The organism is Leisingera aquimarina DSM 24565 (genome assembly GCF_000473165.1).
Lineage (GTDB): Bacteria > Pseudomonadota > Alphaproteobacteria > Rhodobacterales > Rhodobacteraceae > Leisingera > Leisingera aquimarina.
This window is the reverse complement of record NZ_KI421504.1, coordinates 1,930,462-1,956,170: the sequence shown is the minus strand read 5'-3', so window position 1 is coordinate 1,956,170 and position 25,709 is coordinate 1,930,462. Positions and strand designations below refer to the sequence as shown.

General features: G+C 60.3%; 27 protein-coding genes and 4 pseudogenes. 5 read left to right on the top strand and 26 right to left on the bottom strand.

Going from position 1 to position 25,709, the window contains the following annotated elements:
- Nucleotides 1–8: 8 nt before the first annotated feature.
- The gene (locus tag AQUI_RS0113740; protein ID WP_027258021.1) at nt 9–2,519 is read right to left on the bottom strand and encodes a heavy metal translocating P-type ATPase; all 2,511 of its coding nucleotides are present in this window, start codon (nt 2,517–2,519) and stop codon (nt 9–11) included.
- Between the two features lie 177 nt (nt 2,520–2,696).
- Between AQUI_RS0113740 and AQUI_RS0113735 the strand changes: the two genes are divergently transcribed.
- Complete coding sequence (locus AQUI_RS0113735; protein ID WP_027258020.1) at nt 2,697–2,894, top strand: heavy-metal-associated domain-containing protein; 198 nt, start codon at nt 2,697–2,699, stop codon at nt 2,892–2,894.
- 279 nt (nt 2,895–3,173) lie between these two features.
- Here AQUI_RS0113735 and petA read toward each other — a convergent pair whose 3' ends face one another.
- The 15 genes from petA to AQUI_RS0113665 form a co-directional block, all read right to left on the bottom strand.
- Complete coding sequence (petA, locus tag AQUI_RS0113730; RefSeq protein WP_027258019.1) at nt 3,174–3,722, bottom strand: ubiquinol-cytochrome c reductase iron-sulfur subunit; 549 nt, start codon at nt 3,720–3,722, stop codon at nt 3,174–3,176.
- A gap of 61 nt (nt 3,723–3,783) precedes the next feature.
- Nucleotides 3,784–4,284 (bottom strand): c-type cytochrome, encoded by a 501-nt coding sequence (locus AQUI_RS27980; protein WP_211236017.1) that lies wholly within the window; start codon nt 4,282–4,284, stop codon nt 3,784–3,786.
- Between the two features lie 42 nt (nt 4,285–4,326).
- Complete coding sequence (locus tag AQUI_RS0113720; RefSeq protein WP_027258018.1) at nt 4,327–4,770, bottom strand: hypothetical protein; 444 nt, start codon at nt 4,768–4,770, stop codon at nt 4,327–4,329.
- Nucleotides 4,767–5,039, bottom strand: coding sequence for a DUF2933 domain-containing protein (locus AQUI_RS32480; RefSeq protein ID WP_084294402.1), 273 nt, complete (start codon nt 5,037–5,039; stop codon nt 4,767–4,769). Before AQUI_RS32480 ends, AQUI_RS0113720 begins: the two co-directional genes overlap by 4 nt.
- Nucleotides 5,036–6,421: an APC family permease gene (locus AQUI_RS27975; protein WP_084294400.1), complete on the bottom strand. Its 1,386-nt coding sequence runs from the start codon at nt 6,419–6,421 to the stop codon at nt 5,036–5,038. The genes AQUI_RS32480 and AQUI_RS27975 overlap by 4 nt, the downstream gene beginning before the upstream one ends.
- Before the next feature lie 241 nt (nt 6,422–6,662).
- Nucleotides 6,663–8,960: a copper-transporting P-type ATPase gene (locus AQUI_RS0113710; RefSeq protein ID WP_425411837.1), complete on the bottom strand. Its 2,298-nt coding sequence runs from the start codon at nt 8,958–8,960 to the stop codon at nt 6,663–6,665.
- 317 nt (nt 8,961–9,277) lie between these two features.
- The gene (locus AQUI_RS0113705; protein WP_169730792.1) at nt 9,278–9,706 is read right to left on the bottom strand and encodes a hypothetical protein; all 429 of its coding nucleotides are present in this window, start codon (nt 9,704–9,706) and stop codon (nt 9,278–9,280) included.
- Nucleotides 9,707–9,742: 36 nt separating this feature from the next.
- Nucleotides 9,743–10,423: a TVP38/TMEM64 family protein gene (locus tag AQUI_RS0113700; RefSeq protein ID WP_051371902.1), complete on the bottom strand. Its 681-nt coding sequence runs from the start codon at nt 10,421–10,423 to the stop codon at nt 9,743–9,745.
- 219 nt (nt 10,424–10,642) lie between these two features.
- A complete protein-coding gene (locus tag AQUI_RS0113695) occupies nt 10,643–11,374 on the bottom strand; it encodes a DsbA family protein (RefSeq protein WP_051371901.1) in 732 nt (243 codons plus the stop codon).
- The gene (locus AQUI_RS0113690; RefSeq protein ID WP_245596986.1) at nt 11,371–11,793 is read right to left on the bottom strand and encodes a c-type cytochrome; all 423 of its coding nucleotides are present in this window, start codon (nt 11,791–11,793) and stop codon (nt 11,371–11,373) included. Before AQUI_RS0113690 ends, AQUI_RS0113695 begins: the two co-directional genes overlap by 4 nt.
- 62 nt (nt 11,794–11,855) lie before the next feature.
- Nucleotides 11,856–13,250: a multicopper oxidase family protein gene (locus AQUI_RS0113685; protein WP_035919968.1), complete on the bottom strand. Its 1,395-nt coding sequence runs from the start codon at nt 13,248–13,250 to the stop codon at nt 11,856–11,858.
- Between the two features lie 492 nt (nt 13,251–13,742).
- On the bottom strand, nt 13,743–14,330 hold the full coding sequence (locus AQUI_RS0113680; RefSeq protein ID WP_027258011.1) for a L,D-transpeptidase: 588 nt from the start codon (nt 14,328–14,330) through the stop codon (nt 13,743–13,745).
- Between the two features lie 170 nt (nt 14,331–14,500).
- Nucleotides 14,501–14,827, bottom strand: coding sequence for an SHOCT domain-containing protein (locus AQUI_RS0113675; protein WP_245596921.1), 327 nt, complete (start codon nt 14,825–14,827; stop codon nt 14,501–14,503).
- Nucleotides 14,828–14,848: 21 nt separating this feature from the next.
- Nucleotides 14,849–16,240 carry an ATP-binding protein gene (locus AQUI_RS0113670; protein ID WP_027258009.1) on the bottom strand — a complete coding sequence of 464 codons (1,392 nt, stop codon included), beginning with the start codon at nt 16,238–16,240 and terminating at the stop codon, nt 14,849–14,851.
- A complete protein-coding gene (locus AQUI_RS0113665) occupies nt 16,237–16,962 on the bottom strand; it encodes a response regulator (RefSeq protein WP_027258008.1) in 726 nt (241 codons plus the stop codon). Before AQUI_RS0113665 ends, AQUI_RS0113670 begins: the two co-directional genes overlap by 4 nt.
- A gap of 174 nt (nt 16,963–17,136) precedes the next feature.
- Here AQUI_RS0113665 and AQUI_RS27970 point away from each other — a divergent pair, with 174 nt between their 5' ends.
- Nucleotides 17,137–17,700, top strand: coding sequence for an EF-hand domain-containing protein (locus AQUI_RS27970; protein WP_027258007.1), 564 nt, complete (start codon nt 17,137–17,139; stop codon nt 17,698–17,700).
- Between the two features lie 161 nt (nt 17,701–17,861).
- On the opposite strand, the pseudogene AQUI_RS30765 reads toward AQUI_RS27970, so the two are convergent.
- The 4 genes and pseudogenes from AQUI_RS30765 to AQUI_RS30760 all read right to left on the bottom strand — a co-directional run.
- Nucleotides 17,862–17,990, bottom strand: a pseudogene (locus tag AQUI_RS30765) (integrase core domain-containing protein); the annotation flags it as partial.
- Between the two features lie 39 nt (nt 17,991–18,029).
- Nucleotides 18,030–18,266, bottom strand: a pseudogene (locus tag AQUI_RS30025) (transposase); the annotation flags it as partial.
- A 149-nt stretch (nt 18,267–18,415) separates the two neighbouring features.
- Nucleotides 18,416–18,550: a hypothetical protein gene (locus tag AQUI_RS32240; RefSeq protein ID WP_281172033.1), complete on the bottom strand. Its 135-nt coding sequence runs from the start codon at nt 18,548–18,550 to the stop codon at nt 18,416–18,418.
- 20 nt (nt 18,551–18,570) lie between these two features.
- A pseudogene (locus AQUI_RS30760) lies at nt 18,571–18,708 on the bottom strand (transposase); the annotation flags it as partial.
- 424 nt (nt 18,709–19,132) lie between these two features.
- Here AQUI_RS30760 and AQUI_RS0113645 point away from each other — a divergent pair.
- Nucleotides 19,133–19,492, top strand: a complete 360-nt coding sequence (locus tag AQUI_RS0113645) for a hypothetical protein (RefSeq protein ID WP_027258006.1) — start codon at nt 19,133–19,135, stop codon at nt 19,490–19,492.
- Nucleotides 19,493–19,664: 172 nt separating this feature from the next.
- Here the strand turns inward: AQUI_RS0113645 and AQUI_RS27955 are convergent.
- The 6 genes and pseudogenes from AQUI_RS27955 to clpS form a co-directional block, all read right to left on the bottom strand.
- Nucleotides 19,665–20,033, bottom strand: a pseudogene (locus tag AQUI_RS27955) (transposase); the annotation flags it as partial.
- Between the two features lie 224 nt (nt 20,034–20,257).
- Nucleotides 20,258–21,073, bottom strand: a complete 816-nt coding sequence (locus AQUI_RS0113635) for a glycoside hydrolase family 25 protein (protein WP_027258004.1) — start codon at nt 21,071–21,073, stop codon at nt 20,258–20,260.
- Between the two features lie 182 nt (nt 21,074–21,255).
- Complete coding sequence (gene hemF, locus AQUI_RS0113630; RefSeq protein WP_027258003.1) at nt 21,256–22,149, bottom strand: oxygen-dependent coproporphyrinogen oxidase; 894 nt, start codon at nt 22,147–22,149, stop codon at nt 21,256–21,258.
- A gap of 15 nt (nt 22,150–22,164) precedes the next feature.
- Nucleotides 22,165–22,971, bottom strand: coding sequence for an SDR family NAD(P)-dependent oxidoreductase (locus tag AQUI_RS0113625; protein WP_027258002.1), 807 nt, complete (start codon nt 22,969–22,971; stop codon nt 22,165–22,167).
- A 99-nt stretch (nt 22,972–23,070) separates the two neighbouring features.
- The gene (locus AQUI_RS0113620; RefSeq protein ID WP_027258001.1) at nt 23,071–24,060 is read right to left on the bottom strand and encodes a class I SAM-dependent methyltransferase; all 990 of its coding nucleotides are present in this window, start codon (nt 24,058–24,060) and stop codon (nt 23,071–23,073) included.
- 12 nt (nt 24,061–24,072) lie between these two features.
- Complete coding sequence (clpS, locus tag AQUI_RS0113615) at nt 24,073–24,396, bottom strand: ATP-dependent Clp protease adapter ClpS (protein ID WP_035920320.1); 324 nt, start codon at nt 24,394–24,396, stop codon at nt 24,073–24,075.
- Nucleotides 24,397–24,514: 118 nt separating this feature from the next.
- Between clpS and AQUI_RS0113610 the strand changes: the two genes are divergently transcribed.
- A complete protein-coding gene (locus tag AQUI_RS0113610) occupies nt 24,515–25,216 on the top strand; it encodes an HAD family hydrolase (protein WP_425411815.1) in 702 nt (233 codons plus the stop codon).
- A 79-nt stretch (nt 25,217–25,295) separates the two neighbouring features.
- The gene (locus tag AQUI_RS0113605) at nt 25,296–25,622 is read left to right on the top strand and encodes a hypothetical protein (protein ID WP_027257998.1); all 327 of its coding nucleotides are present in this window, start codon (nt 25,296–25,298) and stop codon (nt 25,620–25,622) included.
- The last annotated feature ends 87 nt before the right edge of the window (nt 25,623–25,709 follow it).

Here is a 25,709-nt window from a genome sequence, read left to right as displayed (position 1 = left end):
GGTCAGCCTCATTCAGCTGGCGCGGACTGCAATGCGGCCTTCGGTCTTCTGATGGCAGCCTCGTGCGTTCCTGCCGCTGGTTTGATCCAGCGCAGGCGCAACGCATTGGTCAGAACAAATACGCTGGACAGTGCCATAGCGCCTGCTGCTAGCACCGGTGACAACAACGGCCCACCGAATGGGTATAGCACCCCCGCTGCGACAGGGATCAGCAGAGTATTGTAGCCGAACGCCCAGAACAGGTTTTCCCGGATGTTGCGCATGGTGCGCTGGCTTACTGCAAAGGCGTTGACAACTCCGTTGAGGTCACCAGACATCAGCACCACATCCGCAGTCTCAATGGCCACATCGGTTCCTGTGCCGATAGCGATACCTACATCCGCAGCGGCAAGGGCCGGTGCATCATTGATACCGTCCCCGACAAAGGCCAGCTTGCCGCCATCCGCACGCAGGTTGTCAAGCGCCGCAACCTTCCCTTCGGGCAGCACTTCGGCAACCACATGGTCAATCCCCAGATCGCTTGCGATTGCTTGAGCCGTCACGGCGTTATCGCCGGTGATCATGGCAACCTTGAGGCCCAGCCTGTGCAGCGCGTCAATGGCACCAGGCGTTGTCGGCTTGACCGGGTCGGCCACGGCAATCACGGCGGCAATCCGTCCGTCAATAGCAGCGTAAAGCGGTGTCTTGCCCTTGCTGGCCAGCGCATCGCTTTGTCCGGCCAGCGCATCAAGATCCACGCCTTCGCGTTCCATAAACCGGTCCGCGCCGATCAGCACCTGACGGCCTCCGACCGATGCCTGGACGCCAAAGCCGGTGATCGAGTCAAAGCTGTCGGCGTCCGGCAGCTTGATCCCTCGCGCTTCCGCTGCCGCAACGATAGCCTTGGCAATTGGATGCTCCGAACTTTTTTCTACGGCGGCGACCAGCCGCAGCACCTCATCTTCGACCTGGCCGCCGGCCAGGATCAGGTCGGTCAGCTCCGGCCGGCCAGCGGTAAGTGTGCCGGTCTTGTCGAGCGCAACCACAGTGCTTTCCTGCAGCAGCTGCAGCGCGTCCCCCTTGCGGAACAGAACCCCCATTTCGGCGGCACGGCCGGTCCCGACCATGATCGAGGTCGGTGTTGCAAGACCCATGGCACAGGGGCAGGCAATGATCAGTACAGCTACCCCTGCGACCAGAGCGAGGCTGAGCGCGGGATCCGGGCCGAACAGAAACCAGACAGCAACCGTCAGCACTGCAACCGCCATCACGGCGGGCACGAACCAGGCGGTAATCCGGTCCACCAGCCCCTGGATCGGGAGCTTTGCGCCTTGCGCCTGCTCGACCATCCGGATGATCTGCGCCAGCATGGTGTCGCTGCCCACTTTCGCCGCCTGGAAGGTCAAGGCGCCGGTGCCGTTCACAGTGGCACCCACGACCTCGGAGCCTGCGGATTTCTGCACTGGGACGGGCTCACCTGTGATCATGCTTTCATCGACATAAGAGGAGCCGCTCAGAACCACCCCATCGACCGCGATTTTTTCGCCCGGCCGCACGTGGATGATATCACCCACCACGATGTCCTCGACCGCGCGCTCCGCAATTTCGCCGCCACGCTCAACCCGCGCGGTTTTCGCCTGCAGCCCGACAAGTTTGCGGATCGCCTCGCCCGTGCGGCCCTTGGCCCGGGCTTCCAGCAGCCGGCCCAGCAGAATCAGAACGACGATCACCGCGGCGGCCTCGTAATAGACATTGGCCGTCCCCGCAGGCAGCAAAGAGGGCGCGAAGGTCGACACCAGCGAGAACCCGTAGGCCGCCGATGTGCCCAGTGCCACCAGCGAATTCATGTCAGGCGCGCCTTTGAGGAGAGCCGGAAAGCCCTTGGTGTAGAATTGCAGGCCCGGCCCGAACAGGACGAACGTGGTCAGCAGGAATTGCAGGAAATAGCTGGTCTGCATCCCGACCGCGCCCGCTACGAATTCATGCATGCCTGGAATCACATGGCTGCCCATCTCGATCAGGAACACCGGCAGGGCAAGAACGGCTGCAAAGAGCGTCCGCCGAGCCAGCTGCCGGGCTTCCTCCACTTTGCGCTCTTCTGCGTTGTTCTGCACACTGGATTTCGGCTGCGCGGGATACCCAGCTGCCGTAGCCAGCGCTGCAAGTTCGGCAGGTGTTGTGGCGCCCGCTGCAAACCGCACCGTCGCGGTTTCTGTAGCCAGGTTGACGGCGGCGTCCAAAACCCCCGCTCCCGCCTTGAGCGCCCGTTCCACACGGCCGACGCAAGAGGCGCAGGTCATGTTTTGGACTTCCAGTGTGGCTTCATCGGTCACAGCGGGATACCCGGCCTCCTTCAGCACTGCAGCCAGGCCAGCGGCAGAGAGCGACCCGTCGTGGCTGACCTGCGCAGTCTCGTTCGCGAGATTGACCGTGGCACCGGTGACTTCGGGCAAGGCCTGCAGCGCGCGTTCCACGCGTCCCACGCAGGATGCGCAGCTCATGCCTTCAACTTGGAACCGGACTGTTTCGTTCTGTGTCATTTCATCACCAAAGTTGGTTGTTTGCAGCTATATGGGGCTTCCAGTGACTGGAAGGTCAATGATAATTCCCCTGCCTGCTTGCAAAAATTTCATCCGGTGATTGACAGTGCATTGCCCGCTTGACCTTCCCGTGCGGTAATCCGGTAGCGGCTGGCATGGAACCAAGGAGAACCAAGCATGATCACATTCAAGATCAACGACATGAGCTGCGGCCATTGCAAAGCGGCAATTGAGAAAGCAGTCACCAACCTGGACAGCAGCGCGACACTGGAGTTTGATATGGGTGCGCGGAAAGTCCGGATCGAAAGCAAAGCTGCTCGTGAGAGCATCCAGGCAGCGCTCAAGGAGGAAGGCTACGCTTCCGAAGTTTGCTGACACTGTTCAAGGGTGCCGCTAACTGCGGCACCCTTGTTTTTGGCTAGGGATACATTTCTTCCGCGTTCTCTCTGCCGGACAAGCTGCCGGACAAGCCATGGGTTCGCCAGTGGCTTCCGGATCGCCATCAGACCTTCGGCGGTTCCGTTACCATTCGTGCAACCGGCAAAAGCACCCCACCAGAATTACGTGGCGTGCATTGCCGCACTGCCTTGAGGATACGTCCACAAGACTGCCCCCATCAAAGCCGCCTGCACACCGGCCGTGGCTTCCTCGGCATCAGCCGATCTTCACCAGCGTGTCGGTAACAAATTCGTAAGGCGGCACATCCAGGTTGCGCGGAGCCGGGCCCTTACGGATACGGCCGGAAGTATCATAGTGCGAGCCGTGACAGGGGCAAAACCATCCCCCGTATCCGCCAGTCGGATCGCCACTTCCCTGGCCTAACGGGATACAGCCCAAGTGAGTACACACGCCGACCACTATCAGCCACTCGGGCTTCTGTACCCGCTTGGCGTCCAATTCCGGATCTATCAGCGTCTCTGCGTCATCCGCGCGCGCCTGAGCAATCCGGACTTCGGTCCGGTGGTCGATGAAGACGGGTTTGCCTTTCCATTTCAACGTGATCCGGCTGCCTGGCTCGACACCCTCAAGGTCGACCTGCACAACCGAAAGTGCCGAAACATCTGCGCTCGGGTTCATGCTGTCGATCAGTGGCCAAATGGCGGCTCCAGCGGCCACGGCTGCGGCACCTCCCGTAGCATAGTAGAGGATGTCTCGCCGGGTCTCAGGTCCAGCATTTTCTTGATAGGCATTGGTCTGTATCATGGTCAATCTCCCTTCCCGGGAATTGCAGCAGGGTAACTTTAGGCGGCCTCGCCCAACAGCCCTAGTGATCGTCATCAGCTTCATCAGCGTGGTGATCGGCTTCGCCCTGGTGATGCATCATGCTCATCACATGATTGGGTATGGCATCCTGCGAAAAATGCTTCTGTTCCTCGGCATGATGTACAAAGGCGATAATATCGGCCAATTCCTGGCCTGAGAGCTCAATCTGGCCGCCTAGCTCCTCCTCCTGCAGCGTGATCATCGCTGGCGCCCCGCGCCACATACGGGCGGCGAATTCAAAGGGGTTCATTTTTTCCTTCATGGTATCAGCATCCAGCGCTCGAGCATCAGTTCCACCGACCCCATTGACTGAGTGGCACACGACACAACCCTTCTCGGCAAAGAGTTCCCGCCCTCGCGCCGCATTCATCTCGGGCATCATCAGACCATTCGCCAACATGGACTGCGGCTCCAAGGCGGGCTTGTTATTGTTCCCTGCCAGTGCGGAAGACGCCGCCGCCACCGCGGCATAAAGCAGAACTGCAAAACTGCGAGTTTTCATGATCCTCTCCTTTCTTGATAGGGTCTTGATACTGTTACGAACTTACTCCGTTTCTGTTGGCGTCCTGTTGCCTGCCTTCCAGCGATACAGCCACCAGCCTAAAAGCCAGCCGCCAAGGAAGGGCGGCAACAAGCCGGAAGCGAGGAAAAGAACCCGGTTGCCGGATCCGCCGAAATAGTTGAACCGGGCATCGAGGACGCTGCACATGACAGCGCAATAGCTGCCAACAATCACGACAATGGCTGCTGCACGCCACAACGCGGAGCGGCTGTTGCGCAGGGGTTCGGCCCACAACAGAATCCCTGCGCCAATCGCCGCGCCCATCGCAACAGCACATGTGAGCGTCCAAACAACCTTCCCCATCCAGCTGCCATCCGGGAACAGCCAGAAGCCCCAGACGACCAGATAAACTAGTTCAGCCAGTGTGGTTAGCAGAAGCGAGCTGCCAAAAATCCGGCTGATGCGATGCTCTGAAACGGCAGTCACGATGGGCCGCCTGACCCATCCGCACTCTCTCCATCATTTTCCTGCCTCCCGGCAGCCCGGTGGCCACGGTGCATCAAGAAATGCATTGCCAGGCAGGCAACCAAAAGTGAGGCCGGCGACCAGATAAGCGGCAATACGAACTCACGGTATTCCCATCCCAGTACAAGTGCGCCAAGGGCAAGTGACCCAGCCAATGGCCCCCATTTGCGCCAGGTGGATGGCTTCGGAGTGTTTCGAACGATGCTTTCCTGTGCGGTTTCGCTACTCATTGCAGGTTCCTTTCTTTCTTATGTTCAGATGGCTGGGGGTGCTGGCTGTGTGTGCCGGCTGCATTGTCGCGCTGCCCGTTGCGGGCAAGAAACAACCGCTCAGCCAGCAGCACCAAGGCGATGGCCGCCAGGGCAATCACCACAATCAATGGATCCGATTGCCACTTGATCGCCGAAAATGCCGCCAGAACCGCCGCGTCGAGAGCCAATGCAGTCAGCAGGATCCAGCCGCGCACTTCGATCTTGTCCCGCAGGTTCCGCCAGACGCCCCAATGCACCGCCATATCCATGACCAGATAGAAGAACGCCCCAAGCGAGGCGATGCGCCCCAGGTCAAACAGAACGGTCAATGCACCGGCAACAAACACGGTATAAATCAGCATATGGGAACGGATGGAGCCGGACATGCCGAAATGGCTGTGCGGGATCATCTTCATGTCGGTCAGCATAGTGAGCATGCGGGAAACGGCGAATATGCTGGCGATCAGCCCCGACGCGGTTGCCACCAGCGCCAGCGCCACGGTCAGATAGAATCCAACCTGCCCGAGCACCGGGCCCGCCGCTTCCGCAAGGGCATAATCCTGCGCTGCGCGGATCTGTTCCGTGCTGAGGCTGGTGGCGACGGCCAAGGCCACCAGCAGATATACAGCGGTACAGATCGCGATTGAGATCAGGATGGTCTTGCCGACATTGCGGTGCGGATCGGTGATTTCCGCGCCGCTGTTGGTTATCGTGGTGAAACCTTTGAACGCCAGGATCGACAGGGCCACAGAGCCGGCAAAGCCCAGCGCGCCGGTCTCTGCACCGCCGTTCCCGGATTGCCATTCCCCGCCGCTGGCCCAGAGTGCCGCAATACCGAACAACGCGATGCCCGCGATCTTTACGGCGGACATCACGATCGACCAGCGCCCGACCGAGCGGTTTCCGGAAACATTGACCATGTAGGCGAAGATGATCAGCGCCACGCCGATCAGCGGCACCAACGGTCCGCCATCGATACCGAAAGGCCGAAGCGCATAAGTCGCAAAGGTACGCGCCACCAGGCTCTCATTGATCACCATCGACAGCGCCATGAGAACCGAGGCCGCAGCCGCCACCGTGCCCGGACCATATGCCTTGGTCAGGATCATCGCGATCCCGCCGGCAGAAGGCCAGGCATTGGACATCGCGATATAACTGTAGGCGCTGAACAACGTGACCAGGGCACCTGCGGCAAACGACAGAGGGAACCAGGGTCCTGCCAGTCCAGCAATCTGCCCCGTCAGCGCAAAGATACCGGCCCCGATCATCACGCCGGTGCCCATGGCGACAGCCCCGGTCAGGGAGATCGAGCCGGACTTGTACTCCGCAGCCTGGGTGCGTCCTTCACTTTCCTCGCTCATCGCGGGCTCCTATGAACTAATTGCCTGGTTTCTGTGCTGTTTGCTGTGGCGTCTGCGATCCGGCGCGGGCCTGCTCGACGTCCTGCACCGACACGCTCTCCGCTCGCGGCCCGGCCCCGGTTTTTCACTTGCCGAGTGCTACAACAACTGCCGGCGGCCGTCTGGCCCTGAACACAGCGGCCACGTCCGGCAGCGCCTTTAACGCCGGGGAGAGAGGCGCGGGAAATGAGAATATGTCCGGTCATATCTTCACCCCACGCAGGCGCAGGGAATTGAGCACCACGGAAACTGATGACGCGCTCATTGCAAAAGCGGCGAACATCGGACTGATCAGAATGCCGAAGACCGGAAACAGTATCCCCGCCGCGACCGGCACCCCGGAAGCGTTGTAGATCAAGGCGAAGAACAGGTTCTGCCGGATGTTGCGCATGGTGGCCCGCGCCAGCCGGCGGGCCCGCACGATGCCGTCCAGGTTGCCCTGAACCAGCGTGAAACCCGCACTTTCGATGGCCACATCGGCGCCGGTGCCCATGGCAATACCGACATCCGCCTGCGCCAGCGCGGGCGCATCATTTACGCCGTCTCCGGCCATGGCGACGCTGCGCCCCTGTTCCTGCAACTCGCGGATGATGCGGGCTTTGTCCTGCGGCAGCACATCGGCGCGAATCTCGTCGATGCCCAGCTTCCCGGCCACGGCGCGGGCCGTGCGTTCATTGTCGCCGGTGGCCATGATGATGCGGAAGCCCAGGTCATGCAGCGCCTTCAGCGCGGCGGGGGTGGTTTCCTTCACCGGATCGGCAACGGCCACCAGGCCGGCCACGGCGCCATCCAGCACCACGAACATTACGGTTTCACCCTGATCCCGGCGGGCATCAGCCGTGGCCGTCAGACCGGCAGCCTCCAGCCCCAGGTCCGCCACCAGGCGCAGGTTGCCGAGCGCCACAGCATGACCGTCCACACGCCCTTGCACCCCCTTCCCGGTGACTGCATCAAATTCCGTGGTATCACCAAGTCCGATACCCCGCTCCAGCGCGCCGGTCACGATGGCCTCGGCCAAAGGATGTTCCGAGCCTTTCTCCAGCGTCGCCGCCAGCCGCAGCACTTCCGCTTCGTCATGGCCCGGCTCCGGCAGAACCGCGATCAGCCGCGGCTTGCCCTCGGTCAGGGTGCCGGTCTTGTCGACGATCAGCGTGTCCACCTTTTCGAACCGCTCAAGCGCCTCGGCGTTCTTGATCAGCACCCCGGCCTGTGCCCCCCGGCCGGTCGCAGTCATGATCGACATCGGCGTTGCCAAGCCAAGCGCACAGGGACAGGCGATGATCAGCACGGCAACCGCGGCGATCAGCCCATAGCTCAGCGCAGGAGCCGGGCCCCAGATCGCCCATCCAGCAAAAGCCAGAACCGCAACAGCAATCACGGCCGGCACAAACCAGCCTGCCACCTTGTCGGCATATTTCTGGATGGGTGCGCGGCTTTTCTGGGCCTTGGCGACCATATCGACGATCTGGGACAGCATCGTGTCGGCCCCTACCCTCGTCGCTTCAATTACCAATGACCCGGTGCCATTGATCGTCGCACCGGTAACACTGGAGCTCTCGACCTTCTCGACCGGGACAGGCTCTCCGGAAATCATGCTTTCGTCGACCGAGGAGCGTCCCTCCAACACCGTGCCGTCCACTGGCACCTTGTCTCCCGGCCTCACCCTCAGCCGGTCTCCCACCTGCACCTCATCCAGGGGGATCTCTTCTTCCTGTCCGCCGATGCGGATCACCCGTGCGGTCTTGGGCGCCATATCCAGCAGCGCGCGGATCGCCCGCCCGGTACCTTCCCGGGCCCGCAATTCCATTACCTGCCCCAACAGAACAAGCGTGACAATCACTGCCGCAGCCTCGAAATAGACGCCCACATGCCCTTCGGCGTCACGGAAGCCGTCAGGGAACATGCCCGGTGCAAGCACTGCTGCAACGCTGAACAGCCAAGCCGCCGCCACCCCCATGCTGATCAAGCTGAACATATTGAGGTTCATGGTGCGGAAAGAGTTCCAGCCGCGAACAAGAAACGGCCAGCCGCTCCACCAGACAACCGGCGTGCCAAGCAGAAGCTCGATCCACAGCGTGGTGCGTTCCCCGAATATTTCCCGGACACCTGCCAGGCCGGTATAAGGCCCCATGGTTAGAACCAGCAGCGGAGCGGTCAACATTGCACCGACCCAGAACCGCCGGGTGAAATCGGCCAGCTCGGGGTTGACGCCCTCTTCCGCCACCGATCCGGCCTCAAGCTCCAGCCCCATCCCGCAAAGAGGGCATGCCCCAGGTTCGGTTTGCCGCACCTCCGGATGCATCGGGCAGGTATACACAGGGTCGGCCCAGCCCGCTGGCACCTTGTCAAAAACCCCGCCCGGAGCGGCTTCACCGTGCCCTGAGGCTGCGTGCCCATGATGGTCAGATTGCCCGGTGACTTCCTTGCCAGCCTCTGGAACAAGGTGCATCCCGCAAACCGGGCAGTCCCCGGCTTCGGCATTCCGGATGTGCGGATGCATCGGGCAAACGAACATCGCTTCCTGTGCTGAATCAGAGGCCATCTTGGTAGAGAGTTCACTCATCTCATTGCTCTTCCATTTGGGAAATGCCGTCTGTGTTATCCTTCTGGCGACCAGAGGGCCCCGTATCGGCGGGCGCAGGGTCGTGCCGATGGCGTTGACCCCGAGCGGATCGCCTCGGTAGTACGATCTGGCGCACCCCGGCGGCTAGGCTTCCAGCGTGGGCTTGCACGGCAAAAGCCGCGTGGCTCACAGCCAGCAAGAAGCCCATAGCCCAGTCCGTGAGGCGTGACGCTCAATTGGACTGGACGTGCAGTTCAGAAAAATTTCGGAGGGTGCGGAGGTGGCGAAAAGGCAATACCGCTCAGGATCAGCCAGCGTCCGGGGGCGGCAACAGATGCTGCCGGCTCCCACTCCGGCATCCGGAAGAATGGGAACGTTGCTAAGGCGTGACAGATGCTATGCGGCCCGCAGTCGCCGATTGGTGCAGGCACTCCTACTGTGTTCCGCTGGTCCTGAACGCTCGCGCTCTGCCAGTGATCCCAACCGGTCGCCAGAACGTGTTCCTCAGCAGGAATGGTCAGTTCCGGTTCAACCGTTCGGTCAACCAGCACAGTGATCACCAGAATTACAGTCAGCAGCAAGACAAGAGACAGGCGCAGCGCCGAGCGCAGCTGCCGCAGCCCAATTCTCTTATATGTTGCCCCAGCAACGACCACGATCAGGTTCTCCAAATGACTACTCAAGTCTACACTTTTTTCGATTGGCGGTCTTGATCTGCCTCAACCGGTTTCTTCTCGCTTCCAAGCAGCCCAAAGAACGGGAACTCCGGTCAGCAGCCCTAACCCCAGTACTGCCCAAATGGCTCCAGGCCCCTCGGAGTTGGCCAGCTCACTGCCAAGATGCGCGAGGATGAAACTCGCTGGCAGAATGCCAGCCGCGGTTGCGAGTGCGAAGCGCCAGAACCGCAATGCTGTCAGCCCTGCCGCATAGCTGATCAGGTCGAATGAAACGAAGGGCAAAAGGCGGCTGCCAAACACGGTCAGCATCAGTGCATTCTGCGATCCCAAGAGGCCTATCTCAAGCTTGGCGCCCAGATGGCGCTGGATAGCCGAGCGCCCCAACCGCCGGGCAATCAGAAAAGCAATGACCGCTCCCAACTCGGCCCCCAGTGCAACAAGACCGGTGCCCAGCACATGCCCGTAGGCCGCCCCGGCTGCCACCGCTACGGGAGCAGAGGGCAAAGGGCTGGCAACAATCGCCAAAGTCATGAGCGCTACGATCACCAGCGGCCCCCAGAAGCCCGCCGCATTGACCCAGGCGGCTATGTTTTCACGCGTCATTGCAGGCGGTAAAGCACCAGCCGTCCAAAGAACAAGCAACAGCAACAGAGCAACGGCCAGAACGGCTAGTACCGCCCTGTGGCGGCGACGGATTTCCGGCGATGTTCCTGTGCGCAGCATGTGCCTTCCTTGCCGAAATAGTTGGCTGCTCTTATTGATGTATCGCCACTTTCCACACATTAGGACATTCAGCCTTGACTGATCCACCTTGCCCGGATGGGCAAGTGTATCGCTCGGTCGTAACGGTACGCATTGCGACAGTTGGATACAAATTGTGTGAGCTTTCCTAGCAGAATTGCACCGAGCCTGATTGCTGTTAACGGCAAAAGAGCAATGGCATCACTCCGCAGCTTTGCGTGCCTGGTTTACTAATTCGTGCAGTTGCGGTTGCTCGACAAAACCGGGAACTAAATTGCCGCCAATCACGAAAGATGGCGTGCCGTTGAAGCCCAATTGGCGCGACAACTCCATCGACGTTGCGATATGCTCCTCCACCTCTGGTGCGTCCATGTCCCGGCGCAGCCGCTCCACGTCCAGCCCGGTTTCACGCGCGATACGGATGACCGACGCCTCCGTGGCCTTGCCCTGCATTCCCATCAGTGCCCAATGAAATTCTTCGTACTTGCCTTGTTTGCGCGAAGCCAGAGCGGCACGTGCTGCAAAGACGGACCCGTCGCCCAGGATCGGCCATTCGCGGTAGACCAGCCGCACATTGTCATCATCCTTCAGCAGCCCCTGCACCGGAGCCATCGCACGGCGGCAATAGGGGCAGTTGTAGTCGAAGAATTCGACAACCGTCACATCCCCTTCGGGATTGCCCAGAACCGGGGCGTTGAGATCGCGTTCCAGCGTGGCGCGGTTGTTGTCAAGAACCGCCTGAGCAGCTTCAGCTTTGGCGGCGTCCTGGTCACGCTGCAGCATTTCGACCGCCTGCATAATGATTTCGGGCCGCTCCAGGATAGCCTCATAAACCAGCTTCTTGATCTCCGCCTCTGTCAATTCTTCGGCCAGACCGGGCAAAGGCAAAACAGCAAGGCAAAGGGCCAGCATTATACGTTTCGGAGGGATCATTGGCTTTTTCCTTCTTGCTGGGCTTCTACTTCTGTTCTTTCTGCTTGGTACCGCTGCTCGCGCTCGGGCCAAGCTGATTTTATGAAATGCAGGATACCGCGAATTTGCGCATCACTAAGCTGGCTGCCAAAGCCTGGCATACCGCTGTCCAAGGCGACTCCGCTGTTTGCTAGCGCAGCCTGCCCCCCCAATTTGGTATATTCGAACAGCATTCGGTCAGAATGGTGCCAAGTGTGGCCCGTCTCATCATGCGGAGGCGCCGGCAGGCGGCCATCCTCCCCTGGGCTGCGCCAATTTGGTTGGCCCTCCAGATTTGCCCCGTGGCAGGACGCGCAATACTCCGCATAAAGCGCCTTTCCCTGTGCAATGGGCACAGCTTCCGTTTCCGCGGGCGGAGCCGTCGGGCTACCCGCCCGCATAACCCACGCCGCCCCCATCCCGGCGACAGCCAGCACCGCAGCTGCACTGATGGCCGCCCGTGTCATGCTTGCACCCGGATCCAGGTCATCATGCCAGAGGCTGCATGCGAAAGCATGTGACAGTGGAAAGCCCAGTCGCCGGGGTTATCGGCAACAAAAGCAATCTCGTGGCTTTCGCCCGCAAAGCTGAGAAGCGTGTCGCGCAGATGGCCCATCGAGCCATCGGCATGGACGGTGCGGAAATGCATCCCATGCAGATGCATAGCGTGCGGGAACGCTGTGTCGTTGGACACTGTGACCCGGACAGTCTCGCCCCGTGCCACCGTGGCCAGCGGAGTCTGCGTCATGCCAACAGTACCGTTGAAGGCCCAGAATTGATTGGCCTCCGCCATCTGCCGGAAGCCTGCCTTCCGCCCTTGGAGCACAGCACTGCGCAGCGACCCCATCGCCCCGCCAGCCATGTCCAGCCGCAGCTGATTCGCGGTCTCCAGACCCGTCACCTCCATCGCCGGGTTCGGCGGGAGCGGCTCCGGGGTGCCACGCCGGGAAGTGCTGGACACGCCCCGCACCGGGAAGACAGCCTGGGCATAGCCCCGGTTGCCGTCGATCCGCGCGAGAAACGCCTCTTCGCCTTCTCCGGCAGTAACATCAACAATGAGATCAGCACGCTGACCAGGGCCAAGCAGCAATTCTTCCGTAACAGCCTTGGGGGCTGGCAGCGGCATCCCGTCCAGTGCCATCACCCAGCCCTCGAAGTTGACCAGCGCCAGTATGAAAATCCTGGCGTTGGAGGCATTGATCAGCCGGAGCCGAAGCCGCTCGTGCCGCTTCACCGTCTGGGTCCAAGCTGACTGTCCGTTGGTCGAAATGAAATTGCCCAACCGGCCAGCATGTGACCGGTCGTGGCGCGTCTCGAAGTCTGGAAATAGCTGCCCACCATCCGGCTCCAGCAGCCAGTCATCGAGTACCAATGTGACATCCCGGTCAATATCCGGAGGTGCCTTTTCGTCAACAATGAGCGAGCCGTGCAGCCCGCGCGCCACCTGCTCGGCCGACCGGTTGTGCGCGTGATACCAATAGGTGCCTGCATCCCGAACGGTGAAATCATAATCGAAGCTGCCACCCGGCGGTACCGGCGCCTGGGTCAGCCCTGCCACCCCATCCATCGAATTCGCCGCACGGATGCCGTGCCAATGGACTGTGCTTGCTTGCGGCAGGCCGTTGACAAATCGTCGCTGCACCCGGCCGCCTTGGGGCACCCGGACTTCCGGCCCCGGCGTGCCGCCTGCATAGCCCCAAATCTGTGTTTTCGGGTAGTCCGGTGGCAGTAGCTGCACCGCCTTGACGGTGGCGTGCAATTCCATCAGATCCGGTTCCAGAGCATCCCCCCGGACCGGCAGTTCCGCCAGGATACCAGCAGCGCCCGCTGCTGTGAGAAACCTTCGTCGTGAGAACATTTCTATTTCCTCTTAGGCAGGCGAACTACAAGGGGCGGTTCACTGATGTACGGATTACCGCAATAGTCAAACCATTCGGTCAGTTGGCAGAAGGCTGATTATGGCGTTTATAAGTTTGGCGAAATGGCGCAGCAGCACTCACCTGCGCGCCTCCAACCAGGACTTGCTTGCCATGCCTGCCTCCAAACCGTTTTTTATTTGGCTTTGAACTGCCACCTTCCAGCATGGGAAGGTCAATACCCGCTCACAGTCGATATTGTATCCGAATGTATCCTTGGCGTGATCGCGCAGCTTCACAGAGCGGCCACAAGTGCCTGTATTTTCAATTTTGATTTACCGAATGCCCGCACCGCATCCGGGCCGAAGGTTTGGTGCGCTCAGAAAGAGGAATTGAGACGCGTTATTCTGCAATACCATCTTGAACTTACCGTCTTGAATTTCGACGCCCGCAAAAGCTGCTGTTGCAGCAAACAGAAGATCCTGAGCGCCACCTCAGGCAGGCAGGTCCACCACTGGGTGAAGCACAACCCGGGTGTCCAACGGCACCCTATCGTAGAGGTCGATCATCTGATCGTTCACAAGCCTTGCACAACCATTCGACACGCGCCGTCCAATTGTATCCGGTTCGTTGGTGCCGTGAACACGCAGAAATGTATCCCCGCGCCCCGGCTGAAACAGGTAGAGCGCACGTGCGCCAAGAGGATTGCCGAGACCGCCAGGCATGCCATCGGCAAACCTGGCATAGCGGTGCGGTTCGCGCCGTATCATATCCGGGGTCGGCGTCCAGCTGGGCCACACCTTTTTCGCGCCGACATAGAATTCACCCGCCTCATATAGGCCAGGCCGGCCAATTCCGACTGCATAACGGATCGCGCGCCCCTCAGGCAGCGTCCAGTACAGCGCGAACTGTCCTGGATCCACATGCAACACGTATGGCGCGAGATCGTTCTGGATGCGCACCTCGCGCGGTAAGAACTCTTCGGGCATGTTGTACACCGGAAGCGTTGGCGTATGCGCGCTGCCCTGTGAGCCCAGCACAGTCAACGCTCCTGCTCCAGCAATAAAATCCCGTCGGTGCATATCTCCTCCGATTGTTTTCTCCGGTGCCGTATCGCCCGCTTCGCCTCTGCCAGAGTCTAATACTAGCTTTGCTCCATGGATAATCACTGCTTGGGCTACTTTTCATTTTGCCAAGGGCTGCGGTCCCTGGTCAGCCCTTGGCCGGTAGATTAGACTTCTGAGCAAAAAGATCATTCGTCGAGGGCAGCCTTGCGGCGCTTGAATTCCTCCTCGTCGATTTCGCCGCTGGCAAATCTGCTGCGCAGAACCTGCAGCGCGTCGCTGGAGGCGTCGGGGCTTGCCTGGCCTTTGTCGGTCAGCCATCGCACCCCCACCACGACCAGCGCGATAAGGCCTCCCCAAAACAACAGCATCATCAGAGCTCCGAGCATGCCGAAGCCACCTGACCACATCATGTGGCCATATCCCCCGTCCCAGTCGCCATTGGTGTCAGCCCAAGCCAATGCGGCGGACATGGGCAAAATCGCAATCGCCAATGGTGCAATCAGTCGTTTCATATCGGTCTCCGTCTCAAGTTTCTACTGTGTGCCCCCGCCGGAAAGCGGGATTACTAGGGTGGCCAGCAGCCCTCCGTCTGCCCGATTTGCAAGGGTGATGTCACCGCCATGAGCCCGCAGGATCGTGCGGGCGATGGACAGCCCCAACCCGTAGCCGCCGGTCTCCAGCGAGCGGGATGTCTCCAGCCGCAGGAACGGATCGAAGACCCGCTCCAAGTCTTCTTCCGGGATACCGGGTCCCGTATCCGCCACGGTGATCAATGCGTGTTGATTGTCATGGCCGTATCCGACCCGGGCCCAGCCACCATAGCGCAGCGCGTTCTCAATGATGTTGCGCAAAGCCCGCCGCATTGCGTTTGGCCGCAAGCGAACATCTGTAGGAGCGCCGGGATGCAGATCAAACCGTTCCAACATGTCGGCGCGCAACTGTTCGAGGAAACTGCCCAGTTCACACATTTCAAGCGGCTCGGATACTGCCAGCCCGCCGGCAAAAGCCAATGCCGAGTCAACCATACTCTGCATTTCCTCGATCGAGGAAATGAGACTGTCCCGGGTTTCATCCTCGTCGACGAACTCCGCCCTGACCCGCATGGCTGTCAAAGGCGAGCGAAGGTCGTGGCTCAAGGCCGCCAGCAGCCGTGTGCGGTCTGCAACGAAACGTGTCAGCCGCTCTTGCATCCGGTTGAACGCGCCGGTCAGATCCTGCATTTCACATGGCCCTACTGCAGGCAGTGTGGCCACATTTTCTCCCCTGCCCAACCGGTCAGCAGCAACCGAAAGCCTGCGCAGCGGTCCAGTTACCCGGCTCATCAGGAACCAGAATACAACAATCAGAATGAAGCCGGCGCTGAGTGCAAAAGTCAGTGTCGAATAAAGCGGCCATTGCAGGGGGGGCCGTTCGAACCGGGTCCCGACATTCAGCCATTGGCTGCCAGACAAAGCGATGGACAGCTTCAATTCAATCGCCGACATGTGACCGCGCATCATTTCCCGGTGCATGGCGGCCATTTCCTGATCGAGATGCGGCAGCGGCAGCTCTGCGCCATCAACCTCATGCAGCTCAACCCGGATCTCCCGGCCGTAATTGCCGTCCAGCAGTGCGCGCACGCGCTCTTCGACAATCCCGTTTCCGTTATGCGACGTATGTTTGACTTCGGGCTCCGGTGCGATTCCGAATCGTACCAGCGGCGAATTCGCAGCCCGCAGGATCGAGGCGTGCAAACTCGCAGGCGCTTCTTCGATCAGCCTGGCCACATTAGCCGCACGCCCGGCAGTTTCCGCTCCGAGAGCCGCGCGTACCGCCAAACCGCGCTCGTCGACAAAAAGCCACAGACTGACCGCCTGGGCGGCGGCCAGCGCCAGGATCACCAGCAGCACCAGCTGGCCGCGCAGACTGTTGAGGACATGCCTCATCCGTCCGTCACCTCCACATCTGCCGCCAGGCTGTAGCCGCCGTTGCGAACAGTGACGATCAGGCGCGGCTGCATGGGGTCCTGCTCAATCTTGCGGCGCAAGCGGCTGATCTGGTTATCTATCGTCCGGTCCAGCGGCGGCGCCCGCCGGCCCGCGGTTAGATCCATAAGCTGATCCCGGCTCAGAACCAGGCGCGCACGCTCCAGCAAAACCGTCAGCAGCTTGAAGTCGGCACCGGTCAGGGCAGTTTCCTGCCCGGTGCCGTCAATGAGAACACGACGATCACTGTCCAGTACCCACTGGGCAAACCGGACCTTTTTGCCGGCCAAGCGGCCTGCCAGCGGTTCGGAGCGGCCGGCTCGTCGCAAGATCGCTTTGATGCGTGCCAAAAGCTCGCGCGGATTGAAAGGCTTTGGCAAATAGTCGTCGGCACCGATCTCAAGGCCGACTATCCGGTCGGTATCCTGCCCAAGGGCCGTCAGCATCAGGATTGGAGTACCGCCTTCGCCAGACAATCTCCTGCAGACCGACAATCCGTCCTCGCCCGGCATCATCACGTCCAGAACGATCAGATCGAAATGGCCGGTTGCCAGTTTCGCATCCATCTCTGCTGCGTCTTGCGCTGCAGTTGCGCGCATGCCGTTCTTTTCCAGGTAGCGTGTTACCGCGGCCCGGATTTCACGGTGATCGTCAACGACGAGAATATGCGGCATTTCATTCATTTGCACCAATTATAGGTTATTGCTGCAAGTGGTCCTGCAGAGTTTTGTCGCGGAATGTATCAACTGCTTCGGCTGTGACAGAGCGATACACTTCCCGGGGCCCGGAACACTGGCAAGACCACCCCTGACATCCCAGATTGGCTGCATCCAAACATCCCTTGGAAAGGTCTGGACATGACGAACTTGAAACTTCTTGCGCTCACTCTCACGGTATCCGGCACAATGGCGGGTGCGGCACTGGCAGAGGCCAGCCACGGCCACGGCGGCAAATCCGGCGCCAATACATCAGGCATGATGCAACAAAATGCAGATTCGCAGATGTTGGGCCGCGGTATGATGCCTGACATGAAGCGAATGCATGACATGATGATGCAGATGCACGGGCGGCACGCCATGGGCAGCGCCATGATGGACCGCCAGATGTTAGGCATGGGCAAACCCGGCATGTTGGCGGAAAAACTTCAATCCGCTCTGAAGGAGTACGACACGGACAGCAATGGCACGCTTTCGATCGATGAGTTCGAAACCTTCCACAGCGCTATGATCCGCGAACAAATGGTGGACCGATTTCAACATCTCGATGCGGACGGTAACGGCGCGGTGACTGAGGAAGAAATCTCAACCCAGACGGCACGCATGAAGCAGAAGATGGAAGGGTCCGGCATGGGCAATGGCGGCCAGCCAACCAAAAGCAATCAGCCTGGTGATGGCATGATGGACCAGCCACAAGATAATTGATCCTCAAGGTACCTGTCTGGATGCCACCTGGCACCGCCTGATGGCATCCTTTCCAGGGGCCAGTATCTCGAGCTACTCCCCAATCGCTGGACAGTTTCCGGCGTAGATTGAGCTACTCTCTGCCCCTGCTGACCGGGTTGGGTTTCGTCTTTTCTCAGCCAATGGACCACGGCTGGCGGTCTGCTGCCAAGGGCGGAATGCGGGCGCTTCCGATTGTAGAATTCCACCCACTTTCCGACGCCCGCCCTTGCCTCAGATCCGGTTTCCCAAGCCTGCAGGTAGACGCATTCTGTGAACTCACGGTGAAGTGCAGTTTCTGATATTCTGTTTTATTCCAATTGGTTCTGAATTTCTATCAGGTGGTATTCAAACACCTCCGCGGGGGTCCGGCATCCGATGCATTTGCGCGGCGTGGAATTGAGGCGGTGGCAAATCGACCTTAAATATCGATTTGTCAGCGCCGTCGGTTCGGTTGATCGGGGCAGGTATCTTCGCAGCCTGTTGTTGGTGTTCTCGACGGTGCCTTTCTGCCAAGGCGCCTGTGGGTCGCAGAACGGTGTTTCCAGGAACTGCTCATCGACTTGCCGCATCAGCATCAGGTTCAGAGCCGTTTCGCCCTTGGGCGTGCAATAGAACGACGGCCGCGGGATCGACAGCAGCCTGCATTGCTTGCCGGTAGACAGCTCAGGATTGGCAGGTTCGACCATTTTGCGTCTCACTTGCCGATCCGCGGCTTGCGCTTTCGTGGCAAAAAATCGTTAGCAACTGCCAGCTCCCCGATCTTGGCGTGCAGTTCTTTACCCTGCTCTTCGTCGATCTCCGGGCCTTTCTTGCGGCCACGCTCGAACACACCGGATGCCCCTCCAGTAGCGCCCGCTTCCAGCTGTGGATCATCGTTGGGTGAACGCCAAACTGGCTTGCCAGCTCAGCGACAGTCCGTTCGCCTTTCAAAGCCTCAAGCGCGACCTTGGCCTTAAACTCAGGCGAATGGTGCTTCCGTTTCGACATCTCTGATCTCCTCTTCGTCGAAGTTCAGCAGACAGCAAATCGTAGCTCACGTCAGTGTCCGAAATTCGGGGGTAGCTCAGATCCCTTTTCTCGCCCCATAGCTGTACCTATGTCGGTTAAGCAAATAATGCAGTCGCGCCGATTCCGCCCACAGGCAAACACGCAGCTGCTGTGCGTGCTCCCGGTGGACCTCGGAGCAGATTACCAGCCGCCACGTCTTTTCGGATGGCTCAGCCGCACTGCCGGCGCAACAGCTCCGAAAGTACTCCGTTTGTTGAGCAATCTGGCACCTACCTGCGGCATCTGGCTCCAGCGCGGGCGCACGTGAAATAGGAATAGCTCCTTAAGTTTCGAATTTATGAATCGTGCGCAGCGGCAGTTTGTGCTATTGTTGCCATGAGGCGAGCGCTGCGGGAGTTTGGATATGTATATCCTTCCAATAGTGGTTGGCCTTCTTCTTGTTGCTGCGCCTAGTGCGGCCCAACAGATAATCTTCCACACTGCCAGTTTCCCGGACGCCACCATGGTTCGATTGAGCGCGACCCAGTATCAGGTCGCCAGAGAGGAAGATTTCGACTTTGAAGTGGTCATCAAACTGGTTGAAACAGATGCGAACGGAACAGTTCTCTACAACGACACCGGGAAACACCCGGTTCGGGTCAAATGTCGAGAACCAGCTTATGTCGACACAGGTCTGAAAAGATACATGATCAACACAGCTACACCCAACGGCGATTGGCAGCACGACCTTTGGTATATGTTCTGCACATCAGCAACATCCTGAATGCCAGTAAAGCATCAGCTCAGCCCTGAAATTGGCTCGAAAACTCTGTCTCTAGCCATACTAAAGCACCTAGGCTTCGGCACAGAGCGACGAAATCAACCCGCGCTTTTTCTTGACGACCACCTTTGGCATGGTAATCCCCCCATTTTTGCGGGGGCTTGGTCATAGAATTTTACGCGGCCAATCTTAGTTTCTGTGCAGGTGTCATCCCTCCGTTGCCCATGTTGGGGCGTTCGTTGTTGCAGGACCACAGCCACTCGGTGGCAATCTGCCGCACCTCCTCGATGCTTTCGAAGATGTAGAGACCAAGCCATTCGTGCCGGACCGTCCGGTTGCAGCGCTCGACATAGGCGTTGTGCTGGGGCTTGCCAGGCTGGATATAGGCCAGGGTGATGCCCCTGTTCTCAGCCCACTCCATGAGCGTTCCGCTGACATGCTCCGGGCCGTTATCGACTCGAATTGTCCTGGGTGCGCCGCGCCATTCGATGAACTGGTTCAGCGCGCGTATCCAATTCACAGGTTGGGCTCTCGTCGGCATTCTCCGTGCAAGAGACGAACGACAGCTCTACAGAAATCACCTGGACAAAGAGCGTTCCGATATCTGAGGTCTTCACGCTCCTTGCCCAGGCTCAAGGTGTGCAAGGTATTGACCGAAGCAACACGGTAGATATTTGCAGCCAGAAGAAGCAGGCTTCTTTCTGGTTTCAAATACTCTGGGGGTGAGCGCCCAAGGCGCGAGGGGGCGAAGCCCCATTCCTTCCTGCTCTAGATCTGCCCCGACCACCTCATCCAGCTCTCCTGGCTGCCGCGGAAGGTATTGAGGTCCACGTCGCCCGCAACCCCCGGCACCTCTCCGGTGCCGGAGTATTGCCAGAAACTCCAGTTTTCGCCCGGGTAGACCTTGCGCGGATGGCTCGCCACGGAGCGCAGCCAGAATTCGGTGCCGCTGAGACGGCCGATGCCGGTGTCGCGGTAGAAATCCACCGTCGTATAGACCACCGGGCGCTTGCCATAATAGCGCTCCAGGATGTTCAGGAACTTGCGTGCCTCGGCCCGCACCTTAGCGCCGTCAGGGCGCAGCTTGCAGGTGCGGGAGCGGTGATTCCACTCCATGTCCAGCACCGGCGGCAGCGCGTTCGGATCCCTTGGCACATTGCGGATGAACCAGCGGGCCTGCTCCGCTGCCGGGCGGCAGAAGTAATAGTAATGATAGGCGCCGCGTTTGAGCCCCGCTGCAAGTGCCCCGCGCCAGTTATCTCGGAACCTGGCGTCCGTATGATCGCCGCCTTCGGTTGCCTTGATATAGACAAAGGACACCCCTGACCGGCGCACCTTGCGCCAGTCGATCTCTCCCTGATAGCGCGAGACATCGATGCCGTGAACAGGATAAGACCAAGGCTTGCGCCCCTCCCAATCATGCGGATCACGGTCGCCGAACCGGGGGTAGGTCCGCACCCCGGACAACCGCGCATTGGCAGGCTCAGTGCGGGTGACTTCGGGCGTGCTGACGGCCCTGTCCGGCGGGCGCCCGCACCCTGTTGCCAGTGCCAGTGCCAATACCCCCAGAACCAGTCTGCGCATGTGATGTGCTCCCTGCCGCGATGTGTTGTCAACTGCTCTTGTTTCTTGCCTGTTGCCTTTCACTCTAGCGCAGGCGGGTGCAAAGTCGCGTCCAGCGGCAGCGGATCAGCATAAATCCGCCGACAAAAAATGCGCCACTGTTGGGGGGGCTGCGCGTTCAGAGTGTCACGTTTGCGGGCTGTTCAGACCCATTTGGCCAAGGGCGGCAAGCTCATCAGCACCGCGTTGGCGTCGTGGCCGGTCTCCAGGCCGAATTTGGTGCCGCGGTCATAGACCAGATTGTATTCCGCATAGAGGCCCCGGTGGATCAGCTGGGCGTCCTTGTCGGCCTCATCGAAGTTTTGCACCCGGCGTTTTTCGACCAGCGGCACAAAGGCCGGCAGGAAGGCACGGCCGATATCCTGAGTCAGAGCAAAATCCGCAGCCCAGTCGCCGGAGTTGCGGTCATCCATGAAGATGCCACCCACCCCGCGGGCGCGCTTGCGGTGCGGGATGTAGAAATACTCATCCGCCCATTCTTTCAGCCGCGGGTACTGGTCTTCCCCATGCGGATCCAGATGCTGCTTCTGAGTTCGGTGAAAATGCGCAGTGTCCTCATCGTACTCAATACAAGGGTTCAGGTCGGAACCGCCGCCGAACCACCAGGCGTGCGGGGTCCAAAACATGCGGGTGTTCATATGCACCGCAGGCACATGCGGATTGCGCATATGCGCCACCAGCGAAATGCCCGAGGCCCAGAACCGCGGATCATCTTTCATCCCCGGAATGCCCTTGCGCGCCGCCATCGCGTTTTGCGCACGTTCGCCCAGGGTGCCGTAAACCACGGAGATATTGACCCCGACCTTTTCGAACACCCGGCCGCCGCGCATCACGCTCATCAGCCCGCCGCCTGCATCCGAGCCGTCATCCGAGCTGCGCGCGGTCTCTGTCACCTCGAACCGGCCCGGCGCCATGTCCGAAAACGGGCCGTCGCTGTGGCCGTCCTCCAGGCCCTCGAACGCCGCAACGATCTGGTTGCGCAGGTCCCGGAACCAGGCGGCAGCCTGGGCCTTCTCAGTCTTCATCTCAGCAGTCATGCGGGGTCTTTCTGATCAGTGGACCGGTGCCGCCACCGGGTCCAGCAGCGTGCGGCCACCGTCCAGCGTCAGAACCTGGCCGGTCATGAAACCGGAGGCGTCGGAAGCCAGATACTGTGCCGTCTCGGTCAGTTCAGTGGGCGAGGCAATACGGCCCAGCGGCGTGTGCGCCTCGATGTCATGGCGATAGCTGCGGTTGTCCTTGAGGGTGGTCCGCATGGACGCGCTCATCACCGAGCCGAAGGCAATCGAGTTCACCCGGATCTTGTGCGGCGCCAGCGCCACAGACAAGGACCGGGTGGCCTGATCCAGCGCGGCGGATGCAACCGAATAGGCCATCAGCTCGGGGTGGGTGCGGCGCGCGGCAATGGAGGACAGATTGATGATGCTGCCCAGCGGGCCGCTGCTGTCCTCGTCTTCCTCACCCTGCCGGATCATCCGTTTGGCCACCTGCTGCGACAGGCGCACGGCGGGCAGCAGGCTTTGCATCAGCAGCTGGTCCAGGGTGTCATCGGCGGGATCCAGCGGATCGGTTGCCACCATTTGGCGCGCACCGTTTACCAGGATGTCCACCCCGTCAAAGGCGTCAATGGTAGCAGACAGCAGATTGGCAATGGTCAGCCGCTCGCGCAGATCGCCTGCGAAATAGCGGATATTGCTTTCCTCGGCCTGTTCGCCCAGCTCGGCAACCAGCTGCGCCTCCTGGGTGTCGGCAAACATCACATTGGCACCGGCATCGGCAAACTGCTTGCCGATCGCCAGGCCGATGCCGCTGGAGGCACCGGTCACGATGGCGGTTTTACCGGAGATCGAAAAGGACATGTAAGGGCACTCCCTTGTGGCAGTCTGGCCTGTGGCAATCTGGACCGCACGTTAGACCGCGCCCGCCGGTTTGGAAACCGGCATTGCACCTGTCCGCGGTTACTTGCGCCGGCGCTTTGGCCGGGACGCATGCAGGATCTTAAAGCGGTTGTCGCCGCCCTCCTCACGCACCTGGGCAAAGCGTTCGCCCAGCGCCACCTCATAAGGAAGATGCCGGTTGGCCACCATCCACAGGCTGCCCGACGGCGCCAGCATTGCCGCCGCCGCACCGATGAACGCCTGCCCCAGCGACGGTTCCGCCGTGCGGCCGGTGTGGAACGGCGGGTTCATCACCACGGTGTTCACGGTGCCCGGCGCCTTCCATGTCCGGGCGTCTGCCCAATGAAACTGCGCCCGGCTGTCCGCAACATTCTGCCGCGCGCAGGCCAGCGCGTTGTAATCGGCCTCGGCCAGATGCAGCTCCTCGACGCTTTCGCGTTTCAGAACCTCCGCCGACAGATACCCCCAGCCCGCACCCAGATCGGCGACGCTACGGCCCAGCTTCTGCGGCAGCGCCGCTGCCAGCATCCGGGAAGCCGGGTCGATACCATCCGCCGAAAACACGCCCGGCGCTGTGGTGAAGCCTTCAACCTGCTGCGGCTGCGCGGGCAGCCACTCGGACAGATCGGTGCCGCCGTCGATCCAGAACACCTTGCCATGCGCCTTGGAGACCGGCGCCGAGGGCTCACAGCGCTTGCGCAGGTCCTTCAGAACCGAATCAATGCCCTCGACCTTGGCGCCATCAATCAGCACCTGCCCCTGCGTTGCCGCCGCTGCCTGTGCGATCAGCATCCGTGCCAGCGCCTTGGCCCGCGGGATGAACACGACGGCAGCGGCCAGCGCCTCATCTGCCTGCAGTACCGGGGTGCAGGCATAACCCTGTGCGGAAAAGTGATCGTGGTCAGGGCGCAGCGGCTGGACGATCAGCAGCTGATCCTTGGGCAGCGCCGAAAGATCGTGATCGGCGCGCGGATGGAACACGGCAATGCGGCCCTCTGACGGAACAGCAAAGCCGCCCGATTGGGCGGCCAATGACAGGCGAACGGACATCTAAGGGCCTCTTTATTCTTCTTTTTCCATGGTGCATTGCAGCGGGTGCTGCTGGCGGCGGGCGAAGTCCATCACTTGTCCCACCTTGGTCTCAGCCACCTCATGGCTGAACACGCCAACCACGGCAACGCCTTTCTTATGCACTGTCAGCATGATCTCAAACGCCTGCGCGTGGGTCATGCCAAAGAACCGTTCCAGCACCATCACCACGAATTCCATCGGCGTGTAGTCGTCATTCAGCAGCAGCACCTTATAGCGCGGCGGACGTTTGGTTTTCGGCCGCGTCTTGGTCAGGACGCCAGATTCGATATCGTCGTCTGAATGGTCGGTCATCATGATGTGCTGCAGCGGCATAAGCAATTTGATCCGTTGATACGTGGAATTTCCTGTGAGGCTTATATAGCCTCTATACAGTTTAGGAAAAGAGACTGAGACCCGCAGATTGATACGTAATTTGACAACAATCGGCTTTGATGCCGACGATACCCTTTGGCACAACGAACGGTTCTTCCGCGTCACCCAGGAAAGATTCGCCGAATTGCTGATGGATCACACCCCTGCCGACATCGGTCCGGAGCAGCTGGAACGGCTGCTGCTGGACGCCGAAAAGCGCAATCTGGGGCGCTATGGCTACGGGGTGAAGGGGTTCACGCTCTCGATGATTGAAACCGCGATCGAGGTGACACAAGAACAGGTTCCTGCCTCTGTGATCAAGGAACTGATCACTGCAGGCCAGATGATGCTGTCGTATCCCATCGAACTGCTGCCCCATGCGCGCGAAGCGGTAGAGGCGGTGGCGGGCCGATACAAGGTCGTGCTGATCACCAAGGGGGATCTTCTGGACCAGGAACGCAAGCTGGCGCAATCGGGCCTGGGCGATTTGTTCGACGGCGTCGAGGTTGTCTCCGAGAAAACACCAGAAGTCTATCTGGACATCTTCACCCGCCACGGCGACGGTGCTGTGCGCGCGATGATGGTCGGCAACTCGATGCGCTCGGACGTGGTTCCGGTGATCGAGGCCGGCGGCTGGGGCACCTATGTGCCGCACGGGCTGGTCTGGGAGGTCGAACACGCCGAAGCCCCTGAGCACAGCCCCCGCTATACCGAGATTCCCGATCTGAGCGGACTGGCAGATTTGGTGAACAGTCTTTGCTGACAGTCGAGGGCATTGGATGCTGGACGGGCCTGCCCCGGCCAGCTATCGCTTTGCCGACCCAAAGCGGAGACGCCGGAAGATGCCGCATGCCGAACTGAAATACTCCAGCGATCTGGACATCGACGCCAAATCCATCCTGGCCGAGATCGAAGCCGTGATCCTGGACCACGACAGCGGTGCCGGCGCCTGCAAGGGCCGGGCCTATCCGGTGGCACAGTTCCATCACAGCCACATTGCCATCACTGTCGCCCTGCTGACCAAGCCGCACCGGGACGAGGCATTTTCCCGCGCCTTGCTTGCGGACCTCGAATCCCGCATCAAGGCGCGGCTCGGCCAACCTTGCGAATTCTCGCTCGGCCTCAGCTATTCCACACCCTTCTACGTGACCAATTTTCACGCGGGTTAACGGTCCGAACCCGCTCTATGCGGCCTGCAGGGCTGGAAATCAGCTGCACAGCGATCTGGAAAACACAACTTTTTCCGGTAACCTTCT

Excerpts from the sequence above, each read along its gene's own strand:
- AQUI_RS0113740 (WP_027258021.1), bottom strand. The coding sequence starts at position 2,519 with ATGACACAGAACGAAACAGTCCGGTTCCAAGTTGAAGGCATGAGCTGC.
- AQUI_RS0113735 (WP_027258020.1), top strand. The coding sequence starts at position 2,697 with ATGATCACATTCAAGATCAACGACATGAGCTGCGGCCATTGCAAAGCG.
- petA (WP_027258019.1), bottom strand. The coding sequence starts at position 3,722 with ATGATACAGACCAATGCCTATCAAGAAAATGCTGGACCTGAGACCCGG.
- AQUI_RS27980 (WP_211236017.1), bottom strand. The coding sequence starts at position 4,284 with ATGAAAACTCGCAGTTTTGCAGTTCTGCTTTATGCCGCGGTGGCGGCG.
- AQUI_RS32480 (WP_084294402.1), bottom strand. The coding sequence starts at position 5,039 with ATGAGTAGCGAAACCGCACAGGAAAGCATCGTTCGAAACACTCCGAAG.
- AQUI_RS27975 (WP_084294400.1), bottom strand. The coding sequence starts at position 6,421 with ATGAGCGAGGAAAGTGAAGGACGCACCCAGGCTGCGGAGTACAAGTCC.
- AQUI_RS0113710 (WP_425411837.1), bottom strand. The coding sequence starts at position 8,960 with ATGCATCCGCACATCCGGAATGCCGAAGCCGGGGACTGCCCGGTTTGC.
- AQUI_RS0113700 (WP_051371902.1), bottom strand. The coding sequence starts at position 10,423 with ATGCTGCGCACAGGAACATCGCCGGAAATCCGTCGCCGCCACAGGGCG.
- AQUI_RS0113695 (WP_051371901.1), bottom strand. The coding sequence starts at position 11,374 with ATGATCCCTCCGAAACGTATAATGCTGGCCCTTTGCCTTGCTGTTTTG.
- AQUI_RS0113690 (WP_245596986.1), bottom strand. The coding sequence starts at position 11,793 with ATGCGGGCGGGTAGCCCGACGGCTCCGCCCGCGGAAACGGAAGCTGTG.
- AQUI_RS0113685 (WP_035919968.1), bottom strand. The coding sequence starts at position 13,250 with ATGTTCTCACGACGAAGGTTTCTCACAGCAGCGGGCGCTGCTGGTATC.
- AQUI_RS0113680 (WP_027258011.1), bottom strand. The coding sequence starts at position 14,330 with ATGCACCGACGGGATTTTATTGCTGGAGCAGGAGCGTTGACTGTGCTG.
- AQUI_RS0113675 (WP_245596921.1), bottom strand. The coding sequence starts at position 14,827 with ATGAAACGACTGATTGCACCATTGGCGATTGCGATTTTGCCCATGTCC.
- AQUI_RS0113670 (WP_027258009.1), bottom strand. The coding sequence starts at position 16,240 with ATGAGGCATGTCCTCAACAGTCTGCGCGGCCAGCTGGTGCTGCTGGTG.
- AQUI_RS0113665 (WP_027258008.1), bottom strand. The coding sequence starts at position 16,962 with ATGAATGAAATGCCGCATATTCTCGTCGTTGACGATCACCGTGAAATC.
- AQUI_RS27970 (WP_027258007.1), top strand. The coding sequence starts at position 17,137 with ATGACGAACTTGAAACTTCTTGCGCTCACTCTCACGGTATCCGGCACA.
- AQUI_RS0113645 (WP_027258006.1), top strand. The coding sequence starts at position 19,133 with ATGTATATCCTTCCAATAGTGGTTGGCCTTCTTCTTGTTGCTGCGCCT.
- AQUI_RS0113635 (WP_027258004.1), bottom strand. The coding sequence starts at position 21,073 with ATGCGCAGACTGGTTCTGGGGGTATTGGCACTGGCACTGGCAACAGGG.
- hemF (WP_027258003.1), bottom strand. The coding sequence starts at position 22,149 with ATGACTGCTGAGATGAAGACTGAGAAGGCCCAGGCTGCCGCCTGGTTC.
- AQUI_RS0113625 (WP_027258002.1), bottom strand. The coding sequence starts at position 22,971 with ATGTCCTTTTCGATCTCCGGTAAAACCGCCATCGTGACCGGTGCCTCC.
- AQUI_RS0113620 (WP_027258001.1), bottom strand. The coding sequence starts at position 24,060 with ATGTCCGTTCGCCTGTCATTGGCCGCCCAATCGGGCGGCTTTGCTGTT.
- clpS (WP_035920320.1), bottom strand. The coding sequence starts at position 24,396 with ATGATGACCGACCATTCAGACGACGATATCGAATCTGGCGTCCTGACC.
- AQUI_RS0113605 (WP_027257998.1), top strand. The coding sequence starts at position 25,296 with ATGCCGCATGCCGAACTGAAATACTCCAGCGATCTGGACATCGACGCC.